Consider the following 26,177-nt stretch of genomic DNA (forward strand, 5'->3'; position numbering starts at 1 on the left):
TGTTAAACTTAACTCTATAACCTTTGGCTTAAGGGGGATAGCCTACTTATCTTGGGATAGCCCACTACCCAACAGCGTAGGAAGTAAACTTCAACTGGCTTTAGGTAACTAAAGTTAAGTTTGAATAAGTTTTATAAAGCAGTTAACGTAGAGTTTGAGAATACGGCCGGCAGGGAGCAACAGCCTCTGCCAAAAGATTTATTGTGAATTAACACAGCCTGTCACAGGAAAATCAGATGACGCAACGCAAGCGAGCGCTAATAACAGGTATTACAGGTCAAGACGGCTCCTACTTGAGCGAATTACTGTTAGAGAAAGGATATGAAGTTCACGGCATTATCCGGCGCAGTTCTAGTTTCAATACCGATCGAATAGACCATATCTATGTCGATCCTCACAGCGAGGGTGCGCGCCTGTTTCTACACTACGGCGACTTGACGGACGGCACCACTCTCCGCCGGATATTGGAAGAAGTTCAGCCGGTAGAAATTTATAACTTAGGCGCTCAATCTCACGTTCGAGTCAGTTTTGACTCGCCGGAATATACTGTTGACGCAGTAGGCATGGGAGTATTGCGGCTGCTAGAAGCAATTCGGGACTATCAGCAGCGCACCGGCATAGAAGTGCGGTTTTATCAAGCAGGTTCTTCGGAAATGTTTGGCTTGGTACAGGAAGTTCCGCAAAAGGAAACAACTCCTTTTTATCCCAGAAGTCCTTATGCCTGCGCCAAAGTTTACGGACACTGGCAAACAATAAATTATCGCGAATCTTACGGACTTTTTGCTTGCAACGGCATCTTGTTCAATCACGAATCTCCCCGCCGTGGCGAAACTTTTGTAACTCGCAAAATTACTCGCGCCGTAGCCAGAATAGTCGCCGGCAAGCAGAAAAAGATTTACTTGGGCAATCTCGATTCTAAGCGCGACTGGGGCTATGCTAAAGACTACGTGCAGGCGATGTGGCTGATGCTGCAACAAGACAAGCCTGACGATTATGTCATTGCTACCAACGAGACCCATTCCATTAAGGAATTTCTCGATTTGGCTTTTACTTACGTCAATTTAGATTGGCAAAAATATGTGGAGTTTGACGAACGCTACTTGCGGCCGGCAGAAGTTGAACTGTTGATAGGCGATTCGACTAAGGCGCGCCAGCAATTAAATTGGGAACCTTCTGTAACTTTTCAGGAGTTAGTACATTTAATGGTAGATGCTGACATCAAAGCTTTAGACGAGCAAGGTCGAGGTTCGGGCAACGGATTTGATTAAGTCGCTAAATTAAGCCGTCAGCGCGAACAATTTGTAGGGGTAGGGCCCCGTGTCTACCCCTTTGGTTAAAGGCGCGCACCGGAGGATTTCCCCTGCATACACTTCACAACTGATTAGAGGATGGTTACAGCTATTAGCGCGATCGGCATTCAAAGAACCGGCTTAATTGCTCGCAATTTTTTTAGCTGGGCGGGCTAAAAAAAACATTAAAATGATAGTTGGGGAGTCGCGACCCCTATATCTAACTTTCGGGTGTGCACGGCGCAAATTGTCCCTATCGGCTGCAGCTAAAACAAATGTGTGGGCAACCTCATCCTGCACTTTAAAGCTTTTTTTGCTAAAGCAACAATTTTAGAATTGAAATTGTCGATCGACCTTTATTCAAAATCCCGAGGCTAAAATTATGACAAGCTTGGATTTAAGCAGCAAACGCATTCTAGTCACGGGCGGCGCCGGTTTCTTGGGCCGTCAGGTAGTCGACCAGCTAGTGAAAGCAGGGGCAGATGCTGATAAAATTTCCGTTAGTCGATCGCGCGACTGCGACCTTCGCGTCATGGAAAACTGCAAGCGCGCCGCCGAAAAACAAGATATCATCATTCACCTCGCCGCCCACGTCGGCGGTATCGGTTTAAACCTAGTCAAACCCGCTGAATTATTTTACGATAATTTGATGATGGGCGCGCAACTAATCCACGCCGCCTACGAAGCAGGAGTCGAAAAATTTGTCTGCGTAGGCACTATTTGCGCTTATCCCAATTTAACCCCAGTTCCTTTCAAAGAAGACGACCTGTGGAACGGCTATCCAGAAGTAACTAATGCACCTTACGGAATTGCCAAAAAAGCCTTATTAGTGCAACTGCAATCCTACCGCCAGCAGTACGGATTCAACGGTATCTACTTGCTACCAGTGAATCTGTACGGCCCGGAAGATAACTTTGACCCGAAAAGTTCCCACGTCATCCCCGCATTAATTCGCAAAGTCTACGAAGCGCAAGAAAGGGGAGACAAAACACTGCCCGTTTGGGGCGACGGCAGCCCTAGCCGCGAGTTTTTGTATTCCACAGATGCCGCGCGGGGAATTGTGATGGCAACGCAAGATTACAGTGAATCTGATCCGGTTAATTTGGGAACGAATAGTGAAGTTAAAATTCGCGATTTAGTGGAAACGATTTGCGAATTGATGGGATTTGAGGGAGAAATTGTTTGGGAAACAGACAAACCAAACGGTCAACCGCGCCGCTGTTTGGATACCCAAAGGGCTAAGGAAAAGTTTGGTTTTGTAGCGGAGGTGAAGTTTAAGGAAGGATTGAAAAATACGATTGATTGGTATCGAAAACACGCAGTTTAAGTGTGAAAAACCCGGTTTCCTGAAGAAACCGGGTTTTTTTAGGAAAGATGGTGAATGGCAGTAAATCAGCAGAAAGAACTTGTTAGTAAAGCTGGCTCTTGCTTACTTACTGTGCCAAACGATTAGTTTAAGTATTGAAAACTTAAGCTATGTATGAATCGAAGGAAAAAATGGCTCCTAATTAACTAAATTAATACCGGAAACCCTTGCTGTGTAAAAATTTAGGTCATTAATTTTAGATAAATTAGCGCACTCAGTACGGAAGATCCGGCATATTTAGCCTTCCATACCGTAAATCAGCTACGCCGAATAAGAATGGAGGGGCGGGTTTTACAAACCATCTGTGGGTAAGACCAACAATATAGTAAATCCACCCCCACGATAGCGGTAAATCGCAATTGCTTTCGATGATAAAAAAGCCGATCGCAATTTCTGCCAATCTGTATTGTGGGCGATAGACTACCTCTAAAGGAATATTATAAAAAACATTTTTGACAATTTATTAAAATTTATTATACTACTTGTCAGGTGCGGAGCGTAAATATTCTCTCACTCCCTATACAAAATAAAGCCTGACCGAAAACCATTTGGTTGCCAGCCCCGCGATTCGTTCCTTTGCAGGCTGACTGACGGTGTAAACTTTTCAATTTAAAATCTAAAATCAAATGACCCCCGACAAAACCGGATTCAGCATTAGCGCGACCGCGATTCGTCGCCACATCGGCACCCTCATGCTGACACTTGCTATTATAATCGTGGGCTTTTTCTACATCACCCAACTGCCCGTTGACTTGCTACCATCCATCACCTATCCCCGCATCGGCGTGCGCTTAAACGCCCCCGGAGTCTCCCCAGAAGTAGCAATAGACGAAGTTACCCGCCCCCTAGAACAAGGACTTTCCGCCACTGAAGGCGTCATGCAAGTTTTCTCCCGCACTCGCGAAGGACAAGTCAGCGTCGATTTATTCTTCAAACCCGGGGGCAACATCGACCAGGCCCTCAACGACGCCACCGCCGCTGTCAACCGCATCCGCAACCGACTTCCCGATACAGTTGAATCGCCCACTCTCTTCAAAGTTGACCCTTCCCAGCAGCCGATTTACGAATTTGCCCTCACTTCCAACTCCTTGCAAGGAGTTGATTTGCGCGTATTTGCCGACGAAGAATTATCCAGAGAACTAAACGTAATTCCTGGAATAGCAGCAATTGACGTGGCCGGCGGCGTGCAAGAAGAAATTCAAGTAAATATTGACTTAAATCGCTTGCAATCTTTAGGCGTCAGTATTTCCGACGTTTTATCCGCCCTCGAATCCCGCAACCTCGACACTTCCGGCGGGCGACTGCGGCAAGAAGGAGGGGAACCTTTAACCCGTACCGTCGGGCGATTTAAAAACGCCAAAGAAATTCAGGCAATTTCTTTTCTAGCATCGGGTTCCAATCCGCCAAAACGAGTGTTTTTGCGAGATTTTGCTCAGGTAATTGACGGTACAGAAGAAGAGCGAGTCAAAGTATTTCTCAATCAGAAAGCAGCCGTAAAAATTAGCATTCAAAAGCAGCCTGACGCCAATACAATCTCAGTTGTAGACGGCATAAAAAAGCGGCTAGAAGAATTAAAAGCATCCGGGGCAATTCCCGAAGGTACGACTATCGTCAATACCTTTGACGAGTCTAAGTTCATCCGCGATTCTATTAGCAACGTCCTATTTTCTGGTTTAACCGGGGCCGTTTTAGCGGGGGCAGCAGTTTTGCTGTTCCTCGCTTCCCTGCGCCAAACTTTGATTATTGTCCTGGCAATTCCCCTCGCAACTTTAATGGCGATTATTCTGATGGGAGTTTTTGGCCTATCTCTCAACGTCTTCAGTTTGGGCGGTTTGGCGCTGGGAGTGGGAATTGTGGTCGATAACTCGATCGTGATGCTGGAGAATATTGTCGAAGGAAGCAGCAATAAAAAAAGTGCCAACGGTCAGCGCTTCAGTAACAAGCAGTTGATCCAGCAAGCAGAAAAAAGCAGCCAAGAATTAGAATCAGCTTTATTTGCTTCCACCCTTACTAACTTAGTTGCCGTACTACCATTTTTGCTCATCGGTGGCTTGGTTTCCTTACTTTTCAACGAGTTAATTCTCACCATCACCTTCTCCGTCGCCGCCTCTCTGATTGTCGGATTGACAGTTGTACCGATGATGGCTTCTCGACTGCTAGCGCTGCGGATATCCAGCGGTTTGAGCAACTTTTGGCCGCTGCGCGCATTCGATCGAGCTTTTACCAATGCTACCGCCGGTTACGGTAAATTTTTATCGGGCATAGTGCGGTGGCGGTTGATTATCCTTGCAGTAGCGATTATTGGGTTGGGTGGCGGCAGTTGGCTGATGACTGGTCAAATCCCCCAGGAAATATTGCCCAGAATTAATACCGGTCAAGCAAGATTGTTTGCTTTGTTTCCGGCCGGCACAAATTTGGCAACCAACCAAAGAATCATGGCCGAAGCTGATAAAATTATCCTCAGCCAACCAGAAACTCAATACACTTTGACGACGGTGGGCGGGCTGTTATTCGGCAACAATACGGTTGAGAATGTCCTGCGCGGCGGGTGCAACATTACGCTAAAACCCGGCACTAATACATTAAATTTTGTGCAGCGAGTTACGCAAGAATTGAATCAAAAAATTGATTTGCCTAAAAATACTCGTTTGCGTCTGAATCCAGAAAATGTGCGGGGTTTGGTTTTAACTAATTCACCAGTGCGCGGCGCTGAAGTTGATGTCCTGCTTCAGGGCGAAAACGAACAAATATTGCAGCAAGCCGGCCGCGAGATATTGGCAACTTTGGATCAGAAGGTAAATTTAGCTACTTTTCGCCCGGATGCAGATCCGCAGCAAACGGAAGTGCAGATTCGCCCCAACTGGGAACAAGCAGAAATCTACGGGTTGAATGCGAGGCAAATTGGAGAAGCGATTCAGACAGCAATTCAAGGTTCTGTTCCCACGCAATTGCAGCGGGGAAACCGTTTGGTTGATGTGCGGGTACAGTTCGATCGCGCTGCTGTTCAATCAATTTCAGCACTAAAATTTATCCCTTTAACTGCTAGGGATAACAGCATTATCCGCTTGAGCGATGTGGCGAATATTGAACTGGGAAAAGCGCCTGGGGAAATTCAAAGGCTTAACCAGCGCCAAGTTTTCATGATTGCTGGGAATATTAATAAGGGCGCAAGTTTGGGCGATGCTTTGAAACAAGTGGATGCAGTTTTGTCGGAAATCAAATTGCCGCCGGGAGTGCGAGTGATACCTAGTTCGGCGGCGGAAACTAACCGGGAATTGCAAAGTTCGCTGATTGTTTTGGGATCTTTGGCGGCGTTTTTGGTATTTGTGGTGATGGCGGTGCAGTACAATTCGCTTGTCGATCCGCTGGTGATTATGCTGACGGTGCCGCTGGCTTTGGCTGGCGGGATTTTCGGGCTGTACGCGACTAAAACTCCGATCGGCGCAACGGTGATTGTGGGGGCGATTTTGCTGGTGGGAATTGTGGTAAATAATGCGATTATTATGGTGGAGTTGGCGAACCAAATTCTGGAAGATGAAAAGGTCGATCGCGCAACAGCAATTCTCAGGGCTGCACCTCAGCGCTTGCGTCCAATTTTGATGACAACTATTACTACAGTTTTGGGTTTATTTCCCCTAGCTTTGGGAATTGGAGACGGTTCGGAATTCCTGCAACCTTTGGGTGTGGTGGTGTTTTCCGGTTTGTCGCTGGCGACGCTGCTGACGCTGTTTATTATTCCGTGTTTCTATATTTTGCTGCACGACTTATTTGGGATTTTTGCAGCGAAGAAGAAACCGCAGGCGGTTGCTATTCCTGTGCAGAAGGCGGGGATAAAGACTACGAATTTGTAAAATGTAGTGTCAGCTTTTTACGCACTTCGACGCAATCCGGCAGGGGTTGAAACCCCTGCCTCAAAGCGAAAGTCGGTTTTAACCGACTGTAGATTTTGACGGGAAGTGCGATCGATTTTAGTCCTCTTTGAGAGGACTTTAGCTATGAGACAGGGAATTCATTCCCTGTCGGACTGTCGGATTTACCAACAATACCGCTACTGCATTTGATGTGAAGTTGACGCGGCAAGAATTAGTGGGTAAGGTGCGCCAGTAAACATTCTATGACTCCCAAAAGAAATTCCCGACTGACGCACCCTACGAGAATTAGTCTGTCAGATGCGTTTGACATCCGAAGTTTTATGTTACAATAATACTACATAACAATTTGGCCAAACAAACTTAAACAAAAATGCCCTACGAAAAATTAGACATATCAGCCCCAAAACCAGTATTATCTTGGGCAAATCACGCCCTGGGCGAAAAAGAAACCAAGATGACCGCCAACGTAGCATCTTTGCCCTTTGTATTCAAACACGTTGCACTAATGCCCGACGTACATTTAGGAAAAGGTGCTTTAGTCGGTTCAGTAATTGCCACAAAAGAAGCGATTATTCCGGCTGCTGTGGGCGTTGATATTGGTTGCGGGATGGCTGCGATTAAAATGCCATTCAAGGCGGAAAAATTAGAAGGTAAACTCAAACAAATTCGCCTCGATATCGAAGCAGCAATCCCTGTGGGATTTGCGGAAAACAAGGAAGTAGAAAAAACTGTCACAAACTGGCAAGGATGGGGGGAATTTAAGGAACTTCATCAAGGCGTGCAGCATCAAAACAATAAAGCCTTAAAACAAATGGGTTCCCTCGGCGGTGGCAATCATTTTATTGAGGTTTGCGTTGATACTGAAAACTTTGTTTGGCTGATGCTGCACTCCGGTTCTCGCGGCATTGGAAATTTGCTCGCACAGCAGCACATCGAGACTGCTAAAGATTTAGCTAAACTGGCAGAAATTAATCTGGCTGACAAAGATTTGGCTTATTTTGTAGCGGGTACGCGGGAGTTTGCCGCTTACTGGCACGATTTGCAGTGGGCGCAAGATTATGCTCGTTTTAATCGCGATGTAATGATGAATCGGTTTAAGCGAATTGTGGAAAAGTACGTCGCGGGCGGCAAATCTGTTAAGCCGTTATTAGAGGTGAATTGCCACCACAATTACGCGGAAAAAGAGGTGCATTTTGGCGAAGATGTGTATGTTACTCGTAAGGGTGCCGTGCGCGCGGATGTTGAGGATTACGGGATTATTCCGGGTTCGATGGGGGCGAAATCTTTCATTGTTAAAGGGAAGGGAAATGCTGAGAGTTACTGTAGTTGCAGTCACGGTGCGGGGCGCTTGATGTCTCGCAATCAAGCGAAGAATGTATTCACTCTGGATGATTTTGTACGGCAGACTGAGGGGGTTGAGTGCCGGAAAGATGAGCAATTTTTAGATGAAATTCCGGGGGCTTATAAGCCGATTGATGAGGTGATGAGTCAGCAGTCGGATTTGGTGGAAATTGTGGCGACTTTGAAGCAGGTGGTTTGTGTCAAGGGATGACAGAAACTGGTTTATTTGTACTTCACTTACCTGGAAATTACTTTATGGGAAGAGGGGGGAAATCAAGCCGCTGTTGATTTCCCCCTCTTGACAAACGCTTTGTTTTCTGAAGCTTTTCTCTAACAGACCATCTGTCTCGACTCAATTTCTAGCAAGCGCAGCAGTGTTTCATCGCCATTGGCTTTGGCTGCTTGCTTTCTACGATCGAGAATATTGCAAATATTCGCTTGGTGGACTTGCGCCACTTCCACCACTGTTGGGTAAGATTCAACCGCCCCTGGGGTGCGAACTGCTGCGCTATCCCGATCGCCAGTTTGAGAATCTCGTTTTGTAGTATGGTTTGTACCGCCGTATTTATTTGGGGCGGGAATGTGTCTCGGATAGCGATAGTTCCAGTTTTGACCCCGATATTTGCCCGCGACTTCGCCTTCGATCATATCGACAGTCGGAATGTCGTACTCATAGTGTGCGCCGCGATAAGTGAGTTTCATATTTTTGATCCTTATATGTATGGAGATAAAAAGGGCAGTCAGAGTAGCTTGGGTTTTTTTGGCTAAAACTTTTTTAGTTTCTGTATTCAATTATACTGTTTTTTAAGATGAATTCGTTAAATTTACAAAAATTAATATTTTGAGGGGCAGAGGGCAAGAAAAAACCCGCTGCAGCGGGTTTAATCGAGCTTTTGACTAATTCGAGCCACGCCCGGAGCGAAACTGCTTCGGTTCCGAAGAACTACCCGACTGTCACCTGATCGGTTTGCACGTTTGTGGCACCTTCTTCAGCAGAGGCGATCGCTACTAACTTGTCGAGAATTTCCTGACTGGGAACTTGACCTTTGAGAACAACTGTGCTGCTGAGCTGAGCGACATAAACAGTCTCGATATCAGCAACTTCTGCATCGCTGTCAAAAGCTAAAGCAACCCGCTTCGCTAACCCGCTTTCGTCAAAATTTCCGTCTGGGCCGACTTTAGCAGGATCGATGGATTGCGCTTGTGCTGCTTGCTGTACTACTTGTGCCATCGGTTCAGCCGGGGCTTCAGGCTTTTCGAGTCCGAACAGTCTTTTAAACCAACCCATAGTAGTTGAGTCTCCTGAAAATACACTTTTTCCAAGATAGCTCTAGAATTCCAAAAGACTCGTAATTGTTGCAAAACTAAGCGAAATTTATCAAAATGTTTTATCGGGAGACTTTTACAATCTAAAATCTTAAATGGTATCTAGATGTTGATGTTGCTATTTGATGTATAGGACGATCGCTCCGCCTTCGATAGTAGAGGCGTAGTCGAAGCAGTTCCCCCACTGTCACCTTAAAAAAAACTGCACAGCGCGCCGGAATACCTTCTCGGTTTGTTTAACTACGCGGGACATTTCCTGCACGTCATCGAACTGTGTCTACCGATACAGGGGACGGCAGCCCGCACTTAATTAAGGGTAGTCCTGCATATAGCAATCCTTGCATGAGTCGTAAATTTTTTACCCCACCCAAACCCTCCCCGAACCCGCTCTGAGTCCGTAAGAAATTCACAAATGATGCGAGGATTGCTATAAGTAGTTATGGGATGTGATCTAACCCGCTCTGTAGAAGGAGATAACAGGCAAAAATCACTACTTGTTTACCAATTACCAATTACCAATTACTAATTCCTCGTTACAGATAATTAAATCTAACTCTTAACTTTTTAGATAATATTGTTCTGCTTCCGACCAATTCAGCTTAAGCAACGAATCATATCCCCAGGTCAGTTTGAGACTCGGCTTAATTGCTTCCACGCCCAAAGCGCTAATAATCTGCGCTGCTACAGCTTTCGCCAATAGCGGCGGTACAGAATTTCCGACTTGGCGAAAACCGTGCCATTTTGTAACGTGAAATCTAAACCAGTCAGGATAGGAATGCAGTCGCGCAGCTTCCCTGACAGTAATGCACCGAGGCGCGATCGGGTGAATCGGTCTCGGCGAAGTATAAGCCCCCCTAGCTCGGTCGGTTCCAGCCCTGAGAGTGTTGCAAACACCCTGGGGATGAAGCTTGTAAAAACGGCTGATCGGCTCTTTTTCGCCGTGTTTAGCAGCATGAAACCTTTCTATACATTCCAGAGAGTGTTGAGTTCGCAAACTACAAGAGAGAATTTGCCGATCGTACTCGCGATCGTAGGAATAATCATCCTCCAAACCATCAATCCCGCGCATTATACTCGCATAAGCGCTGCACTTTCCGTACTCCGCGACTACCCAATCTCGGTGCAGCAACTCGCTGTACTTTTCCACTTCCGGCAAATCTCCAATCGCATCCCAAACTGTCGGGACAGCAGGTAAATTAACTTTTTTATAGCGTTTAGGAATTTTAATTTTCGGCAGTATCGTAGTTTGCTGAGGGTATTTTGGTAGCTCATAACCTGCTTTGCACCCAATCAGAAACAAGCGTTTACGAGCTTGAGGCACTCCGTAGTGAACCGCGTTGAGAACTTGATAGTTTTCTTCTACTTGATAGCCTGCTTCCAGAAAAGAGTTAATTAAAGTATTCAGGAGTTCTTTGTGTTCTCCTGATGCAATTCCCGGCACATTTTCCATTACGAAGAACTTGGGTTTTAGCTCCAAAACTAAGCGTTTAAAGTGAAAAATTAGAGAATTTCGCGGGTCGTCCACATCGCGCTTGCCCATCATCGAGAATCCTTGACAGGGGGAACCGCTGATTACTACGTCTATCTCGCGCCGCCCGATCGCCGATTTTTTCCTAATTTCCGAACCAGTAAGCTGTGCAACATCTTTGCACAGAATAGAACACAGCGGGAAATTAAACTCGTGTGTGGCGCAGTGAATTGGGTCAATTTCGACTGAGGCAAGTACATCAAAACCTGCTTGTTCAAAGCCCAGGGTCATGCCGCCCGCGCCTGCAAATAAATCAACAGCGATCGGTCGCTTTTTCCGATTGCTTGGCATAACATTTCAATAACAAAGTTGCTTTAATAAAAATTAAGGAAATTAACCGGGTTTTTGGTAACAAATCTTGGGCTTGTCAAGGAGCCATATACAAAGAAACCGGGTTTATACATCACCTTTGAATACCAAAATTGCTTTAAGAAGCTGTATTTTATTTGACATTTTTCATTATTTCCGCAGCGGCGCGGTCGCACACCCCCACATCTCCGAGACTTTCGCGCATTTCCCGATAACCTGCCAAAGTTTGCTGGCGTCGATTGGCATTTTGCAGCAATTCCAGTGCATGGTTCACTATATTTTCCGCAGTAGCGTCGTCTTGCAGCAACTCCGGGACGATCGGCTTCATTTGCACCAAATTGGGCGGAGACATAAAAGGAATCGAAAATTTCAGCACGTGGCGAGCAATAATCGCCGTAATCGGACTGACGCGATAGAGGACAACTTGCGGAACATCCAGCAAAGCCAACTCCAAATTAACAGTACCAGATTTAGTAATCGCCAGATCGGCAGCGGCTAATATTTCCAGAGTTTGATTTTCTAACAAAGTAGCCCGCAAACCGTAATTCTCGATCGCTTTTTCGATTTTGCTGCGGAAAGCTTTGTTAGCAAGCGGAATCAAAAAATCAACTTCCGGCAATTTAGCTTGAATAATTTGAGCTGCCTCAAATATAACCGGCATCAGGTACTTGAGTTCTTGGTGTCTGGAGGCGGGAATTAGGGCTACTGACACCTGTTCCGGGACAATTCCCAAAGTTTTGCGGGCAACTTCCCGGCTGGGCGCAGATTGCATTCTATCCACCAAAGGATGACCAACCCAACTCACTTGGGCTCCTTTTTTTCGATAATAACAAGCTTCTTCGGGGAAAATTGCCAACAGTTGGTCGGTAATATTGACAATCAGATCGGTATTGCGACGAGAAATCGACCAAACCCATTCTTGAGGTGCGATGTACCAAACCACCGGCAAATCAGGCAAACAGCGGCGGATATAGCTGCCAATACCGAGATTTGGAGTCAAATAATCAATCAATACAACAGCATCGGGGCGGAAGTTTTTGAGATATTGTTTAGCTTTTTGCTGAACTTTGATCGTTGGCCAAATATACGGCACTGATTCTATCAGACCCATAGAACCAATGCCCACAGTATCGCCTAAAATAGTAGCCCCAGCTTCTGCCATACGAGGGCCGCCCAATCCTGTTATTTCTAGCTCAAAACCAGCCGCGACAGCGTGACGTTTTAAGGCTGCAACTAACAAAGCTCCTTGCAAATCGCCAGAAACCTCACCAGTGCTGATAAAAATTTTCATAAAATCCTCGATATCATCAGTAAGGTGCCCGGGAGCAAAACTTTTTTAGCTGCGTCAAGGCTTGAAACTGACACACCCTACAGCTAACTGCTCATAGGTTTGTAGTGAGGACTGCAGTCCTATCTGACGCGACTTTTAGCTAATAAGGACTAAAGTCCTTACTACAAACAATAGGTTTATTCTACCTCATTTACTTTTTGCCAGGAATCAAACCGCGCCGCCCTTTGGTTATAGACTGCTGCACAAATCTCCGCAGGTGCTGCAAGTGGGCGTTTTCTGGTAACAAATCCAACTGTTCCAAAGCTTGATTGAGAGTGTAGCCAGAATGGTATAAAATACGAAAAGTTTTCTTCAAAACTAGCAAATCTTCTTCTGTCAAACCAGCGCGTTGGAGACCGACTTTGTTGATTGCTCGCACTCTCGAAGGATTGCCCTCGACTAGCATATAAGGAGGTACGTCTCGATCGATCCTGCTCAAGCCGCCCACCATAGACAAGCGGCCGATGTGGACAAACTGGTGAACGCCCAAAACACCGCTCAAGCGGGCTTGAGACTCGATTTTAACGTGTCCGGCTAAGGCTACAGCATTGGCGATAATTACTCGATCGGCGATCGCGCAATTGTGTCCGACATGAACATAAGCCATCAATAGATTATGATTGCCAATAGTCGTGCTTTCCCCGGCTCCAGTAGCGCGGTTAATTGTCACGTATTCGCGAATTTGATTGCTGTCGCCAATTTTCACCCTAGTCGGAGAACCCTCGTATTTCAAATCTTGAGGTTCCAAACCAATCGCCGCACCGGGGAAAATTTGATTGCGAGCGCCTATTTCGGTTAGCCCGTCGATAATTGCATGGGCACCAATCTTAGTATCAGGCCCGATTTTCACTCTTTCCCCAATTACAGCATAAGCTCCCACTTCTACAGTCGGGTGAAGTTCAGCACCGGGATGAATCACAGCAGTTGGGTGAATCAAAGTAAGCATTTGTCAGTTGTTTTGCTGGTAAGTGGGAAGGAAGTTCGGCAACGCGCAGTGTAAGGGATTAAACTGATTTAACGGATGGATGTTGAAGCAAGAAGGAAGCACGAAGAAGGAATTTTTTTAATTTTAAGATTACTTCCTTCCGAGGAAGGGTTCGCGGTTTCAATTTAAATTGAAAACTCATAACTTAAAACTACCCCCAAGCCCTCACTAATTCCGAATTTAATCTACCATCGAAAACGTCAATTCTCCTTCACAAACTTTTTGTCCGTCTACTTCAGCCAGAGCCTGCATTTTTGCGAAGCGGCGGCGTTTTACCCACAGCAATTCTACAGTCATCAGCAACTGATCGCCCGGTACAACCTGACGACGGAACTTCACTTGATCGATTCCGGTAAACATCCACAATCCTTGCTTGATGTCGGGCAACTGAGCGAGAACAATACCGCCAACTTGAGCCATAGCTTCAACAATTAATACCCCAGGCATAATTGGCCGTCCGGGAAAATGCCCTTGAAAATGTGGTTCATTGAAAGTCACATTTTTAATTCCTACAGCCTTCTCGGACGGCACGTAATCAACAATCTTGTCAACCAGTGCAAAAGGATAGCGATGAGGCAATAATTTCTGAATTTCTTCGAGAGTAAAAGTAGATTTAACCGCTGGAGACTCCTCACCGTTTTCGGTGGGGACGGATTCAGAATTAGCAGTATTGAGGGTGTTAACTTCAGTCAGCGTGGACATTGCTTGAAGACTTTTGAGTGTGGTATGGCAGAAGGAATATGCAATCTTAACAGATCGCGTGTTTTTTCCTAACTTTTATCTAGCGTAGCTAGAGCTTGCGATTTCAGGGCTTGGGCGAGTTGGACGTGCAGGTTGTGACTGGCTTTGTAAGCCAAGTAGTGAGCTTTTGGCCAAGTTCCGAGCAAGCTGAGGTCGCCTGCTAAGTCTAGGATTTTATGGCGCACTGGTTCGTTGGCAAATCTCAAAGGCGGGTTGAGCCAGCCGGAGCGATCGCAAACTAGGGCGTTTTCTAGGGTACCACCTTTGATCAAACCTGCTTGTCGCAATTGGTCAACTTGGCGAGCAAGTCCAAAAGTGCGGGCTGGGGCGATCGCCGTCGCAAAACTTTCTGCCTCTGGCGACCAACTGTACCATTGATTGCCGATCGCCTGTTCCTCAAAATCAATTCCGTAACTAAATCGAGTTTCCGCTGACGGTAAAGCCGCTGCAAAAGCATCCCCGTGGCGCACCCAAATTGGCTGTTCTAGGACGAAGGAGGAAGTGGGGTCTTGCTTCGATTCTTGAGGAACTAAGCCGGTATGGGCGATCGCCTCTACCCAAACCTGAGCCGAACCGTCCAGCAGCGGCAATTCCGCCCCATCAACCTCAATTCGAGCATTATCCGCTCCCATCCCCGCCAAAGCTGCTAAGAGATGCTCTACAGTGCGAATTTGAGCATCGATACCTGCTAGTTCAGTTGAAAGTGCAGTCTGACAAACGGCCTCAATTTTTGCAGGAATTATCGGAGCACCGGGCAAGTCAATTCTGACAAAATAGCGGCCTTCCCCAACCTCCGCAGGCAAAACTCGGACGCGAGTTTGTTCACCGCTGTGCAAACCGATTCCCGACAGTTCAAATTCAGATTTTAAGGTACGTTGAGTCATTTGGAAGAAGGAAGAGGGAAGAGGGAAGTTAACAGTAGGGTGCGCCTGGTCGCGCACCTTAGACATGATTTGTAGGGTGCGCCTGGCCGCAGCTTACTAATTAGCAATTAGCAATTAAGCTGTTGCGGCATTTAAATTGTCTGTCAAAAAACAATAAAACAATGAGTGGGGTGCGCGTCCCGCCCGCCCTGAATGTACAATTTAAATGCGCGACAGCTTACTCCTAACTAATAACTAATGACTGCTGACTAATGACTCTTCGTTAATTAGAATCGCTCACCAATTCCAAAGTGAATTTGATTGTCGCCAGTGTCGTTGATACCGTAATCGATCCGGATCGGCCCTAAAGGAGATTGAATCCGTACGCCGAGGCCGTAACCATAACCGCTACCGGGCTTTTCGCGGATACCGGCAGGGTCGCCCGGGACATCTTTGCCCGTGCCCAAGTCAGTGCCAGCATCCAAAAATAGCGCTCCGCCGATAAACGAAATAATCGGGAAACGGTACTCAACGCTGGCTTCTAGGAAACTGCGACCGGCTCCCATGTCGCCTTCGGCGTACCCGCGCACCGAGTTGGCGCCGCCCAAGGCAAAGGCTTCGTAGGGAGGCAAATCTCCGAATACGGTGCCACCTTTAAAACTAAATGCCAGGGTTTGAGGGCCGGGAGCAAAGTTAGTGTACTTGACTGGTAGGTACAAGCTGTAGCTGGCTCGCAGGCGGTTTAAGAGGATGCTGCCGGAACCTACAGGAATCGATTGTTCCATCCCAAACCTGAGCAGGGAACCGCTAGTGGGGCGGAGGGGGTCGTTGCGCCGATCGCGCACAACACCTGCTTGCAGTGTTGTCAAGTCATCCGATCCCGAATCGCTAAAACTCAACTGGTTGCCGAGTTCGTCCTCGGATTCGCGCCGGCCTTTGCGATCGGTAATTGAGACTCGCTGGTACTGCAAGCCGAGTGAAGCCGTCCACTCAGAATCGGCAAAAGGATTGCGCGACAGAGGACGGGTGAAATTGATGCCGGCCCCGGTGCGATTGATGCGAGGTCGATCGTCGTTGGGCAATCTGACTTCCCGTTCGCCACCGTCAAAAATCACGCTGATCGATCGTCTTCTAAACGCATTAATCGTATAAGAAGTCCGGTAAGGATCGCCCGCAATCCAGGGGTCAGTAAAACTCACGTCAAACAGATTTTGGCGTTCCCCGATTTGTACTTCAGCGCCCAACTTCTGGTTCCTACCGCCGAAGTTTTGCTGCTGGTAACTCAGCGTACCGAACAAACCCGTCGCGGAACTCAAACCCGCACCAGCCGCCAAAGAACCAGTATTTTTCTCGATGACGTTGACAATTACCCTTGCCTTGCGGGGGTCAGTCGTTCCCGGTTCCAAAGCAAGTCGCACGTCTTCAAAAATTCCCAAACCAAACACCCGTCTCAAATCTCTTTCCGCCTTGGTGCGGTTAAAGATGTCTCCGGGCTTGAGTTCTACTTCGCGGGTGATGACAAAGCGGCGGGTGTTGCCTCCGATCGGCTGACCCGTGGCATCCGTTGACTCTCCCTCCTTGTTCAGGAAGCGGACATCAACGGATTCGATCTGGCCTTCTGCCACTACCAGGGTGACTGTTCCGTCGTCTCCTACTTGCGGGGCATCAGTGATTTGGCCCAAAACATAGCCGTTCTCTTGATACCACGCATTAATTTTTTTCACTCCCTCTTCAAAGCGACGGAGGTTGAGAATTTTGCCGTATTGATCGCGGAAGCTTTCGTCAATTACGCTTTGGGGCAGCACTTGCTGACCGGTGATTGTCACTCCCCGCAATACCGGATTTGGCTGCACAATAAAAGTCACCCGGACGCCCAACGGGGTGTCTTCCGGTACTGCCCGCACGTTTCTGAAAAAGCCTGTGGCAAAAATGGCGTTGATGTCTTGTTGCAGTTGGCTGCGGTTGGTCGTGCGTCCTGGTTGAGTGCTGATGACTCGGTAAATTTCGCTTTCCAGGTCGTCCGTCGCCCCCGTGACTGTAACTTCTGCAACTAGCACTTGCGGTTCTGCCGCCCCGGCGGGTGCGGGGGTTTGTCTGGGCTGCGGTGCTGGACCAGGGGGCAATGGGGGAACGGTGTTAGCCGGCGGTCTGGTCGGGGCCGGTCTGGGGGTAACTTGGGCGTTTTGAGCGATCGTCCCGGATTCCTCTGGTTTCCCTAGCTCTGCTGCGATCCAGGCGGGCGTTACAGCCGCTTCCGATGGGGGGAGCGAGCTGTCCTGTTGCACGTCTGGCAGGGCGTTTTGGCTGCTAGAGGCGGGGGAGGGGTTGGATGCTAGCTCTGGTTTGAGTTGAAAGCTGGCAGGGGAAACCGGCGAAGGCGGGTCGTCTGTGAATCGGTCTGGGGGCTTGCGGTCGTTCCCTCCTCTGACGGGGGCCTCCGCTATTGTTAGGGCTTCCCGTTTGCTGGTTTTAGCGGCTTTGCGGTTTTGAGGAGGGTCTTGGGTTAATTCTGGAATGGGGCGATCGGGTAATTCGATCGACGGCGCGGGTACAACGGCAGCCAAAGCTTCCTCTGCTGAATCAGAGTAGGATGTTTGGCCGCTTGCAGAATTTGATAACCCGAATGTTGCTGAGGCAGTAAAAACTGCCACCAATACAGCAGATAAACGCATTTTTGTTCACTTTTTTGGGCAATCCACACACCACATTAGTCATTAGTCATTATTCATTAGTCATAGTCATTAGTTATTAAGTCGGTTGAATTTCGCGCTGACCGCTAATTGATGACTGTTGACCGCTGATTGCTGACATCAAAGGCACAAGGGTGACAAACTGTGCAATTCTAGCGCATTACCAAGGCCTCTAGACTTTCTGAGCGAGAACCCGTTGGAGAACTTGTTGGTAAGCGGTTTCTACCGATCCTAAGTCGCGGCGGAATCGGTCTTTGTCCATCACACGGGCGTCCGGGTCGGCTTCTGCGTTGTCCCAGAGGCGGCAGGTGTCGGGACTGATTTCGTCGGCGAGGATCAGATTTTGATGTTGGTCGATACCGAATTCTAGTTTGAAGTCTACTAGGGTAATGCCGCACTCGGTGAAAAATTCTTTTAGTATTTCGTTAATTTCGCGGGCGGCGATTTCTAGTTGGTCTACTTGTTCGGGGGTGGCTAGCTGCATTAGCAGCAGCCTGTCGCGGGTCAGCAGTGGGTCTCCCAAATCGTCGTTTTTGTAATAAAACTCCACCAGCGGCGGATTGACAATTGTGCCGAGGGCGAGCCCGGTTTGCTTGCAAAGACTGCCGGCGGCAATGTTTCTGACTACGACTTCCAAGGGCAAGATTTGGACGCGACAGACTCGCATTTGGTTGGGGGCCGGCGTGTCGATGAAGTGGGTGGGAATGCCTTTGGCTTCTAGCATCCGAAACAGGTGGGCGGATATCGCGCAGTTGATTTCGCCTTTGCCGACGATGCTGCCGCGTTTCTGGGCGTTAAAGGCTGTGGCGTCGTCTTTGAAGTGCGTCAGCAAAATTTCGCTGTCTTCGGTGGAGTAGAGGATTTTGGCTTTGCCTTCGTAGAGTTTGCGATCGGCTGACATGGCGATTAATAATGTAGATGAGTTTTAGATTTTACCGTAGCTCGATCGGGTGTTATTGGCGAGTTTTTGGATCTCCGCTGCACCGCTCATTCTCTGACCAAGAATTTCTTGAGGGTACAAGCCCCCAGATTTATCCGTGGAATCAATCCAAAATCTAAAATCTAAAATCCTCAAGCCCCCGCATTTATCCGTGGGGTCAATCCAAAATCTAAAATCTAAAATCTAAAATCGAATGACGGGCGAGTACGCCTGCAGGTAGATACTGTCATCGGCTCAGGCATAAATGATTCTTGACAACGGACAATAGAGATTAAACCTGCTGGGTTCGCGATCCGTGCTGACTAAACATCGCCAACGAGACGGGCGCTTAAAAAACATCTATAAAATGGCTGATTTATGCAAGACAAAAAAATTCATATTCTCTTGGTAGAAGATGATGAGGTTGATGTGATGAACGTCCGGCGAGCTTTCAAAAAAAATAACATCGTCAACCCCCTCTACATTGCTGCCAATGGATTAGAAGCTCTAGCTATATTACGTGGAGAAGGAAAAATAGATACTCCAATGCCTCAAGCCCGCCGGTTGATTTTGCTGGACTTGAATATGCCGAGAATGAGCGGGATCGAGTTTTTGCAAGAATTGCGACTGGATGAATGTTTGAGGTCGATTCCGGTGATCGTTCTCACCACTTCTAATGAAGATAGAGATAAAGTAAAAGCTTATAATTTGAATGTAGCGGGATATATTCTTAAACCTGTTACTTTTTCTAACTTTGTGGAAGTGATGGCTACCCTCAACAGATACTGGATGCTGAGCGAAATCCCCTAACTAAAATAGGGAATTTTTAATAATTTTTTTTCAATGGAGCTTTATGATTTTTCAGCTATGCAGTTGTTTTAATTCCTTTTTCTCGAAAGCAGCTTTTTCGGAGTAATCCACAATTCGGTTTTTATGGACAAAATTCTCACAATTCTGATAGTTGATGACGATGCAGTTGATCGAATGGCGATCAAACGTTCGCTCAAGTCCGCCGGTGTTTCGGCAGCAGTTACTGAAGCAGAAGATTGCGCGGATGCGCTGGCCCAACTCTCGGTCAACAAAAATTATGCCCAGGCTACCGCTAAACTATCCAAACCAAATAAATCTCAACTTTTAAGCGAGGTTGATGAGATAGAAAATGGGCTGCTATTAAATCAAATATTTGAATGCAAATTTGACTGCGTATTGCTCGACTACGGATTGCCCGACGGAGACGGGCTGAGTTTGGTAAAAAATCTACGAGAAGCGGGGCTGAAAGTTCCCTTAATTGTTCTCACAGGTCAAGGCGACGAACAAATTGCTGTGGAATTAATGAAGGCTGGAGCTTCTGATTATATTGCTAAAAACAAGCTTTCTCCCGATAGTTTGTCTCGCAGTTTGTACAATGCTATGCGCGTGTACCGCGCCGAATCTCAGGCGTTTCATACCAGTCAAAAACTCAAGGAAAGCGAGGAACGCTACAGGTTAGTTTTAGAGGGAGTGAACGACGGAATTTGGGATTGGGATTTAAGTAAAAATGAGGTTTATTGGAACGATCGCCTTTTGGAAATTATCGGTTTGTCGCGAAAGCAATTTGGCAGGACTATGGACGCTCTATACAACCGCCTCCACCCCGATGACAAGGAGGGAATCGTCGCGGCGATCGCCGCTCACTTGGAACAAGAAATAGATTATAATGTAGAATTCCGGCTGTTACACTCTAACGGTGCTTACCGCTACTGCACTTCTCAGGGAAAAGCTCAACGTAATTCCCAAGGACAAGCGCTGCGAATGGCCGGCATGATTAGCGACATTACTGAGCGGAAACAGGCGGAAGATGCTCTGGAAAGGGAACGGCAGCAACTGAGACAAATTATTACTTGCGTGCCTGTAGCAATGGCGATGTTCGATAAGCAAATGCGCTATATGGCTAACTCTAAAAAATGGGTTAGTCAATTTAATTTGGACTTGCCGTCTCTGAATAATTTTAGCCATTACGAATTGTTTCCAGATACGCCGAATCGCTGGAAAGTAATGTACCAAGAAGTGCTCCAAGGCAAAGTAGTTTCTGTGAGCGAAGATGCCTGGGAACGAGCAGACGGCTCTGTTCTGTACCTGCGGTGGGCTGCTCACCCTTGGTACGATCCAGACGAGAAAGTCGGGGGAATCGTGATGGTTGCCGACAAGATTAATGAGTTGGTGGAAGCGCGGGAAACGGCCTTAGAAGCGAGCCGGGTGAAGTCGCAATTCTTGGCGAACATGAGTCACGAAATTCGCACTCCGATGAATGGGGTTTTGGCAATGGCTCAATTGCTGCTGCGCGCTCCTCTGGAACAGAAACAGCGGGACTGCGTTCAGACTATTTACCGCAGTGCTGAACATTTGCTGAATGTTATTAATGATATCCTCGATTTCTCTAAGATTGAAGCTGGAGAAATGCGACTGGAAAAGGCTAATTTTGATTTGGATAGTTGCGTTGAGTCTGTGATAGAAATCATAGCGCACTTAGCCGAAGAAAAAGGTATTGAATTAAATATTTTAGTTGACAGCTCAGTTCCGAGAAAGTTGGTGGGCGACGCGGGCAGATTGAAGCAAGTTTTGCTGAATTTGACGGGGAATGCCATAAAATTTACCGATCGCGGTCAAGTTCTAGTTCACGTAACTGTGAAACAGGGCAACGGACTGGCAGACGGTAGACAACAAGCAAGATTGCTGTTTTCCGTGCGGGATACTGGCATTGGAATTTCGGCAGAAGGGCAAACAAAGCTGTTCCAATCTTTTTCTCAGGTAGACGATTCTCCTACTAGGCCTTACGGCGGGACGGGTTTGGGTTTGGCTATTTGCAAGCAGTTAGTGGAGATGATGGGAGGGGACATTGGAGTTCGCAGTTTGCTAGGCAGCGGTGCTACTTTTTGGTTTACTGTACCTTTGGAAAAACAGTTGCAAGTTGAGCCTCACGATCCCCAACTTGCGGGCAAGAAACTGTTAGTAGTCTCTGGAAGCGCTTTGAGAAGGGCAGCCGTGCGATCGCTCGCTCAAAGTTGGGGTGCCCGCTGCGATGAGGCAGAAACTGCTGCTGAGGCTTTGAGTTGGTTGAACAATGCCCAGCGCGGGATTTCTCAGCATTCAGGGGAGGGGGGAAAAAGCTGGGATTTGCTGCTTGTGGACTTGCAAATGCCGGAGTTGGATGCGGAGGAATTTGCGAGGAAAGTGCGATCGACCTCTATAGTTGGCTCGTTAATCGCCATGACTGCTTTGCGGGAACAGCCCAAGGCTGAATCGCTTTGCAGTCGGGGTTTTAACGGATATTTGATCGAGCCCGTGCGGCCAAGCCACCTGCTTGAGGCAATGCTTGCGCCGATGAAGGGAACGGGAGAGTTTGGGAGAGTGGACCCTACTAATACTTGCAAGTTGTCACCAGTTAATTCTCAATATGTTACTTCCAATTCGCCGTCATCGCTGAGAATTTTGGTGGCGGAAGACCACCCGATCAATCAACAAGTTCTTGTCGAACAGTTGGCTGTTTTAGGCTATCAGGCTGACTGCGTGGTCAACGGTCAAGAAGCGCTGGAGTTGCTGGCAAAAAAAAGCTATGATTTAGTGCTGATGGACTGTCAAATGCCGGTACTTGATGGTTACAAAACGGCCCAAAAGTTGAGGCAAATCGAAGGAAGCGAGCGGCATACTTTTGTGATGGCTTTAACTGCTCATGCTATGCCGGGGGAACGAGAAAAGTGTCTGGCGGCGGGGATGGACGATTATCTCAGCAAACCTGTAGATTTAGATGCTTTGGCGGCGGCCCTGAAAAAGTATGAAGCCCTAAATGTTCATGGTGAAAATAAGTATGGAGTTAAAAGTATTAATTCTGAAAATAAATCTCCATTAGGAACAAATTATACAGAAGTTGTGGAAAAAGCGCAGGTTGTGGCTGGGCCGACACCAAGGGCGATCGCACTTCAAACTTGGGAACATAGAGACTACGACGGACTGTTCGACAAGAGCAGATTGGAGCAACTCGGACGAGTTAATATTAAATTGCCAGAGCGACTTTTGCAAGCTTTTGTGGCAGACGCCCAAGCTGATATGGCTGCTGCCAAACTAGCTCTAGAAGCTAAAGATTGGCAAGCTGTGGAATATCAAGCCCACCGTCTCAAAGGAACTTCGGCTAATGTGGGAGTTGCTCTGATGTCGGATTTGGCAGCACAATTGGAGCATCAAGCGCGAGGCTTTCAATCTAAACCATCAGAGGGGGAATTATTAAATATTGAGAGGGTGGAAAACATATTAGTGAGTTTGTCTAGTCATTTAGCCCGGGTTCAAGAATTTGTGGAAACTCGAATGTTTGGTTAATATCTTACTAGCTCGTAGTCGATATTAGTCGGCGATCAAAATCTCCATCACAAAAACGAAGTCCCTCTCTAAAAGACTAATAAATAAAGCGGTATGGTACGGAGTGTGCATCCTACATATAGAAAATCTAGGAAAATTTTGTTTATTTTTTCACTCCGCCTCCTCTGCGTTCTCTGCGGTTAATTAACAATAATTAATTTAGCTATGAATTACGATACCAGTACAAACACTATTTTAGATAGCGATTCATTAGAAAATGATGAAAAACTGCTAACGCCTTTGATTAGTTTTAGTCGGGAAGTTTTATTGTACGAAAACAAGGCTATCTCTGAGCAAGATTCTGCAAATGCTGTGCTGTACCCGGTCGATGAAATCAATAATTTATATGTTGACAATCTCCTAGCAAAGGTGGCTCGCTGCTGTCGCGAAAGCAAGGTGGGAAAAAAATTACCGACGGCTTTTTACGTTCACGTTTCCGCTTTGCAGACACTCAACCCTGTCCTCGGAATCTACGAAAATTGTGCCAGACGCACTCTGGAAAATATTGATGAAGCAACTTTAGTTAAAATTTCACTCCATCAACCTAAAATATCTTATCTTTTTTACCCTGATTTCGATACAGATGCTCATCCTGCTTTGCAAACCAGCATCCAGATTAATCTAGCAACTGGGGAAGTTAAATGTTTTGATTACAGCAACAGCGAAAATCCCCCGGTTTTGCACCGTAAGGAAACTTTTGTAGCTGCGGATTATCCCCATTACGAAAAGTTTTCCAGGCTGACTCGCTGCGAGGAAAAGTGGGGGCTACTTGACAATACTAGCGTTATCGGCACTCGCGAGGGTTGGCTCAAATATTTGGGATATTGCGGTGTAGAAATCCAAGATCATACTGTTGTCGAGCGTGTGAAACAGGAGAATAGCGAGGTATCAATTCCTAAGATCGAGCGGCACAAAGCTGCAATGGTACGCAATTCGCTTTCTAAACCTCTGCGTCTGGTTTTAGAAGCTGATTTAGTGAGGGACGGGGCGACTTTTTTTGACTACGGTTGCGGTTACGGCGGGGATGTTAAATATATTGGACAAGAGGGTTATGCTATTTCTGGGTGGGACCCATACTATCAGCCGGATACTCCGCGAATTTGTGCTGATATTGTGAATATTGGTTATGTGATTAATGTCATTGAATCTTTGGCGGAACGCCGAGAAGCTTTGCTGAATGCTTGGGAACTAACTAAGAATTTATTAGTTGTGGCGGCTCAGGTTTTGATTGATGATAGCGATCGAGGCCAAATTGCTTACGGGGATGGGGTGATTACTTCTCGGAATACTTTTCAGAAGTATTACGAACAAGAAGAGTTGAAGGTTTATATTGACCAAGTTTTGAATGTGGATGCAATTCCTGTGGCTTTGGGGATTTATTTTGTGTTTCGGGATGCTGCCGAGGGTGAAGGTTTTCGCGCTTCTCGGTTTCGATCGCACTTATCGACTCCCAGGGTGCGATCGCAAGTTAAGCGCTTTGAGGATTATGCGGAAATGCTGGCTCCTTTGATGGCTTTTGTAAGCGATCGAGGCCGCCTTCCTGTTAAAAGCGAATTAGCTGAAGAATCGGTAATTAAAGGGGAATTTCACAGTTTTAATCGCGCTTGGAGGGTGATTTTGCAAGCAACGGATGCGGATGATTGGGAGACAATCGCCGATAAGCGCCGCCAAGATTTGCTAGTATATCTCGCTCTCAACGGTTTGGGCGATCGGCCTTCAATGCGCCGACTCCCGGCTCAAATCCGCAATGATATCAAAGGTTTGTTTGACAATTATCAAAAAGCTTGCACGTTGGCTGATTTAATGCTATACAGTTTGGGCAAACCTGATATTGTGGCTGACTGTTGCGAAGATAGTGCGATCGGCTACAAACAGCATGGTTCTCTTTCAGTGCACGTCTCTGCATTAGAAGAACTTGACCCTTTGCTGCGGCTCTACGAAGGCTGCGCCAACCGCACAATTGGCAGGCTTGACGGCGCTACAATCATCAAATTTCACGCTCATAAACCAAAAATTTCCTATTTATTTTATCCTGATTTTGACGCTAACCCGCATCCAGCCCTCCACACTTCCATGCACATAAATTTGCGTGACCTTTCTGTCGGATATCAAGACTATTCTGATGTGTATAATCCGCCAATTTTAGTTAGAAAAGAAGCTTTTGTTACTGCTACTTATCCCCATTACGACAAATTTGCGAAACTCACCCGCCAAGAAGAAAAGTTAGGGATTCTCGATTGTGGCGCCGTTAAAAAACATCGCGAGTGGGTGAAGTGTTTGGAGGAAAATTGCGTTAAAATTAAGGATCATAAGTTGTTTTGGCGATCGAATGCTGACCCAGAAAAGTTGAAAATGCTGCAAAAAGCGGCGTCGGAACGCCAGCATAAAAAGATTGTTACTAATGCGGGAAAGATTGAACAAACCGCAGAGGACGCAGAGGGCAAAGAGGATGGAAAGGTTAGTGGCTAACACAGTTGAAATTTGTTGGTGAGGCCTTTACAATTGAGGCTATAGCGTTCCTAGCGGTTGACATGGAAGAATACTTGAAAGTGAGTAAAGTTATTGATTGGCAGCATCCCGAAATTATGGAATGTGCTAAACAAATCGCATCGGGATATGAGACACCAACGGCGATAGCTAAGGCTTGCTTTGAATGGGTGCGAGATAAAATTCGTCACAGTTATGACTATCAAATGAGTCCTGTGACCTGTCGAGCTTCAGATGTACTTCAGCACAAAACAGGATATTGCTATGCGAAAAGTCACTTGTTAGCAGCGTTACTAAGAGCAAATGACATTCCAGCAGGTCTTTGCTACCAGCGGTTAAGTATTGATGACAAGGGTGCACCGTATAGTTTGCACGGTTTCAATGCCATCCATTTACCTGAAGTTGGTTGGTATCGGGTTGATGCAAGAGGTAACAAAGAAGGAGTCAACGCTCAGTTCACCCCGCCCCAAGAGCAATTAGCATTCAAGATTCAGTTTTCCGAAGAGGCAGATTTTCCTGCCATATTCTCAGAGCCGCTTCAAGTCGTTATAGAAGCATTGCAAGCACAGAAGACATGGGATGATATGCTTCGTAATCTCCCAGACATTTCGTTGGAGTCTGCCAAGAGTTGTATTTTGTTATGACAGATAATGATTGTATGCTAGCTCGCTAACACGACGTTGAAGCCATAATCAGAGTCATGTCGCTTAGTTTTTGTGATATTTGTCGCCACTCAATTTAG

17 protein-coding genes are annotated in these 26,177 nt (G+C 46.8%); 8 read left to right on the forward strand and 9 right to left on the reverse strand.

All coding sequences use genetic code 11. The annotated features are described in order from the left end of the window. The first annotated feature begins 236 nt into the window (after positions 1-236). The 4 genes from gmd (at position 237) to QUA27_RS11170 (ending at position 8,079) form a co-directional block, all read left to right on the forward strand. Positions 237-1,268, forward strand: coding sequence for a GDP-mannose 4,6-dehydratase (gmd, locus tag QUA27_RS11155; protein WP_333068015.1), 1,032 nt, complete (start codon positions 237-239; stop codon positions 1,266-1,268). Between the two features lie 403 nt (positions 1,269-1,671). Continuing rightward, positions 1,672-2,616 carry a GDP-L-fucose synthase family protein gene (locus QUA27_RS11160; RefSeq protein WP_333068016.1) on the forward strand — a complete coding sequence of 315 codons (945 nt, stop codon included), beginning with the start codon at positions 1,672-1,674 and terminating at the stop codon, positions 2,614-2,616. A gap of 665 nt (positions 2,617-3,281) precedes the next feature. Beyond that, the gene (locus QUA27_RS11165; RefSeq protein ID WP_333068017.1) at positions 3,282-6,506 is read left to right on the forward strand and encodes an efflux RND transporter permease subunit; all 3,225 of its coding nucleotides are present in this window, start codon (positions 3,282-3,284) and stop codon (positions 6,504-6,506) included. Positions 6,507-6,897: 391 nt separating this feature from the next. After that, on the forward strand, positions 6,898-8,079 hold the full coding sequence (locus QUA27_RS11170) for an RtcB family protein (RefSeq protein WP_333068018.1): 1,182 nt from the start codon (positions 6,898-6,900) through the stop codon (positions 8,077-8,079). A 119-nt stretch (positions 8,080-8,198) separates the two neighbouring features. Here QUA27_RS11170 and QUA27_RS11175 read toward each other — a convergent pair whose 3' ends face one another. The 9 genes from QUA27_RS11175 to purC form a co-directional block, all read right to left on the reverse strand. Beyond that, positions 8,199-8,570: a DUF4278 domain-containing protein gene (locus QUA27_RS11175; protein ID WP_333068020.1), complete on the reverse strand. Its 372-nt coding sequence runs from the start codon at positions 8,568-8,570 to the stop codon at positions 8,199-8,201. Between the two features lie 241 nt (positions 8,571-8,811). Further along, on the reverse strand, positions 8,812-9,156 hold the full coding sequence (locus QUA27_RS11180; protein ID WP_333068021.1) for a BON domain-containing protein: 345 nt from the start codon (positions 9,154-9,156) through the stop codon (positions 8,812-8,814). Between the two features lie 594 nt (positions 9,157-9,750). After that, positions 9,751-11,013: a DNA cytosine methyltransferase gene (locus QUA27_RS11185; RefSeq protein WP_333068022.1), complete on the reverse strand. Its 1,263-nt coding sequence runs from the start codon at positions 11,011-11,013 to the stop codon at positions 9,751-9,753. A gap of 151 nt (positions 11,014-11,164) precedes the next feature. Next, positions 11,165-12,322, reverse strand: a complete 1,158-nt coding sequence (lpxB, locus tag QUA27_RS11190; RefSeq protein WP_333068023.1) for a lipid-A-disaccharide synthase — start codon at positions 12,320-12,322, stop codon at positions 11,165-11,167. A 190-nt stretch (positions 12,323-12,512) separates the two neighbouring features. Beyond that, positions 12,513-13,307, reverse strand: a complete 795-nt coding sequence (lpxA, locus tag QUA27_RS11195) for an acyl-ACP--UDP-N-acetylglucosamine O-acyltransferase (protein WP_333068024.1) — start codon at positions 13,305-13,307, stop codon at positions 12,513-12,515. 219 nt (positions 13,308-13,526) lie between these two features. After that, positions 13,527-14,048 (reverse strand): 3-hydroxyacyl-ACP dehydratase FabZ, encoded by a 522-nt coding sequence (gene fabZ / locus QUA27_RS11200; protein WP_333068025.1) that lies wholly within the window; start codon positions 14,046-14,048, stop codon positions 13,527-13,529. A 68-nt stretch (positions 14,049-14,116) separates the two neighbouring features. Then, entirely contained in the window at positions 14,117-14,971 is an 855-nt protein-coding gene (gene lpxC / locus QUA27_RS11205; protein WP_333068027.1) for a UDP-3-O-acyl-N-acetylglucosamine deacetylase, read from the reverse strand. A 266-nt stretch (positions 14,972-15,237) separates the two neighbouring features. Next, positions 15,238-17,622 (reverse strand): BamA/TamA family outer membrane protein, encoded by a 2,385-nt coding sequence (locus QUA27_RS11210; RefSeq protein ID WP_333068028.1) that lies wholly within the window; start codon positions 17,620-17,622, stop codon positions 15,238-15,240. Positions 17,623-17,812: 190 nt separating this feature from the next. Then, positions 17,813-18,541, reverse strand: a complete 729-nt coding sequence (purC, locus tag QUA27_RS11215; protein WP_333068030.1) for a phosphoribosylaminoimidazolesuccinocarboxamide synthase — start codon at positions 18,539-18,541, stop codon at positions 17,813-17,815. A gap of 396 nt (positions 18,542-18,937) precedes the next feature. Here purC and QUA27_RS11220 point away from each other — a divergent pair, with 396 nt between their 5' ends. From QUA27_RS11220 to QUA27_RS11235, 4 genes are all read left to right on the forward strand, one after another. After that, positions 18,938-19,369 carry a response regulator gene (locus tag QUA27_RS11220; RefSeq protein ID WP_333068031.1) on the forward strand — a complete coding sequence of 144 codons (432 nt, stop codon included), beginning with the start codon at positions 18,938-18,940 and terminating at the stop codon, positions 19,367-19,369. A 123-nt stretch (positions 19,370-19,492) separates the two neighbouring features. Continuing rightward, positions 19,493-22,909: a hybrid sensor histidine kinase/response regulator gene (locus QUA27_RS11225; protein WP_333068032.1), complete on the forward strand. Its 3,417-nt coding sequence runs from the start codon at positions 19,493-19,495 to the stop codon at positions 22,907-22,909. Positions 22,910-23,113: 204 nt separating this feature from the next. Next, complete coding sequence (locus QUA27_RS11230; protein ID WP_333068034.1) at positions 23,114-25,417, forward strand: DNA phosphorothioation-associated putative methyltransferase; 2,304 nt, start codon at positions 23,114-23,116, stop codon at positions 25,415-25,417. Between the two features lie 62 nt (positions 25,418-25,479). Beyond that, entirely contained in the window at positions 25,480-26,079 is a 600-nt protein-coding gene (locus QUA27_RS11235) for a transglutaminase-like domain-containing protein (RefSeq protein ID WP_333068035.1), read from the forward strand. Positions 26,080-26,177 lie beyond the last annotated feature (98 nt).

Origin of the sequence: Microcoleus harperi Pol14_C6 (assembly GCF_036701295.1) — a bacterium.
Classification (GTDB): Bacteria; Cyanobacteriota; Cyanobacteriia; order Cyanobacteriales; family Microcoleaceae; genus Microcoleus.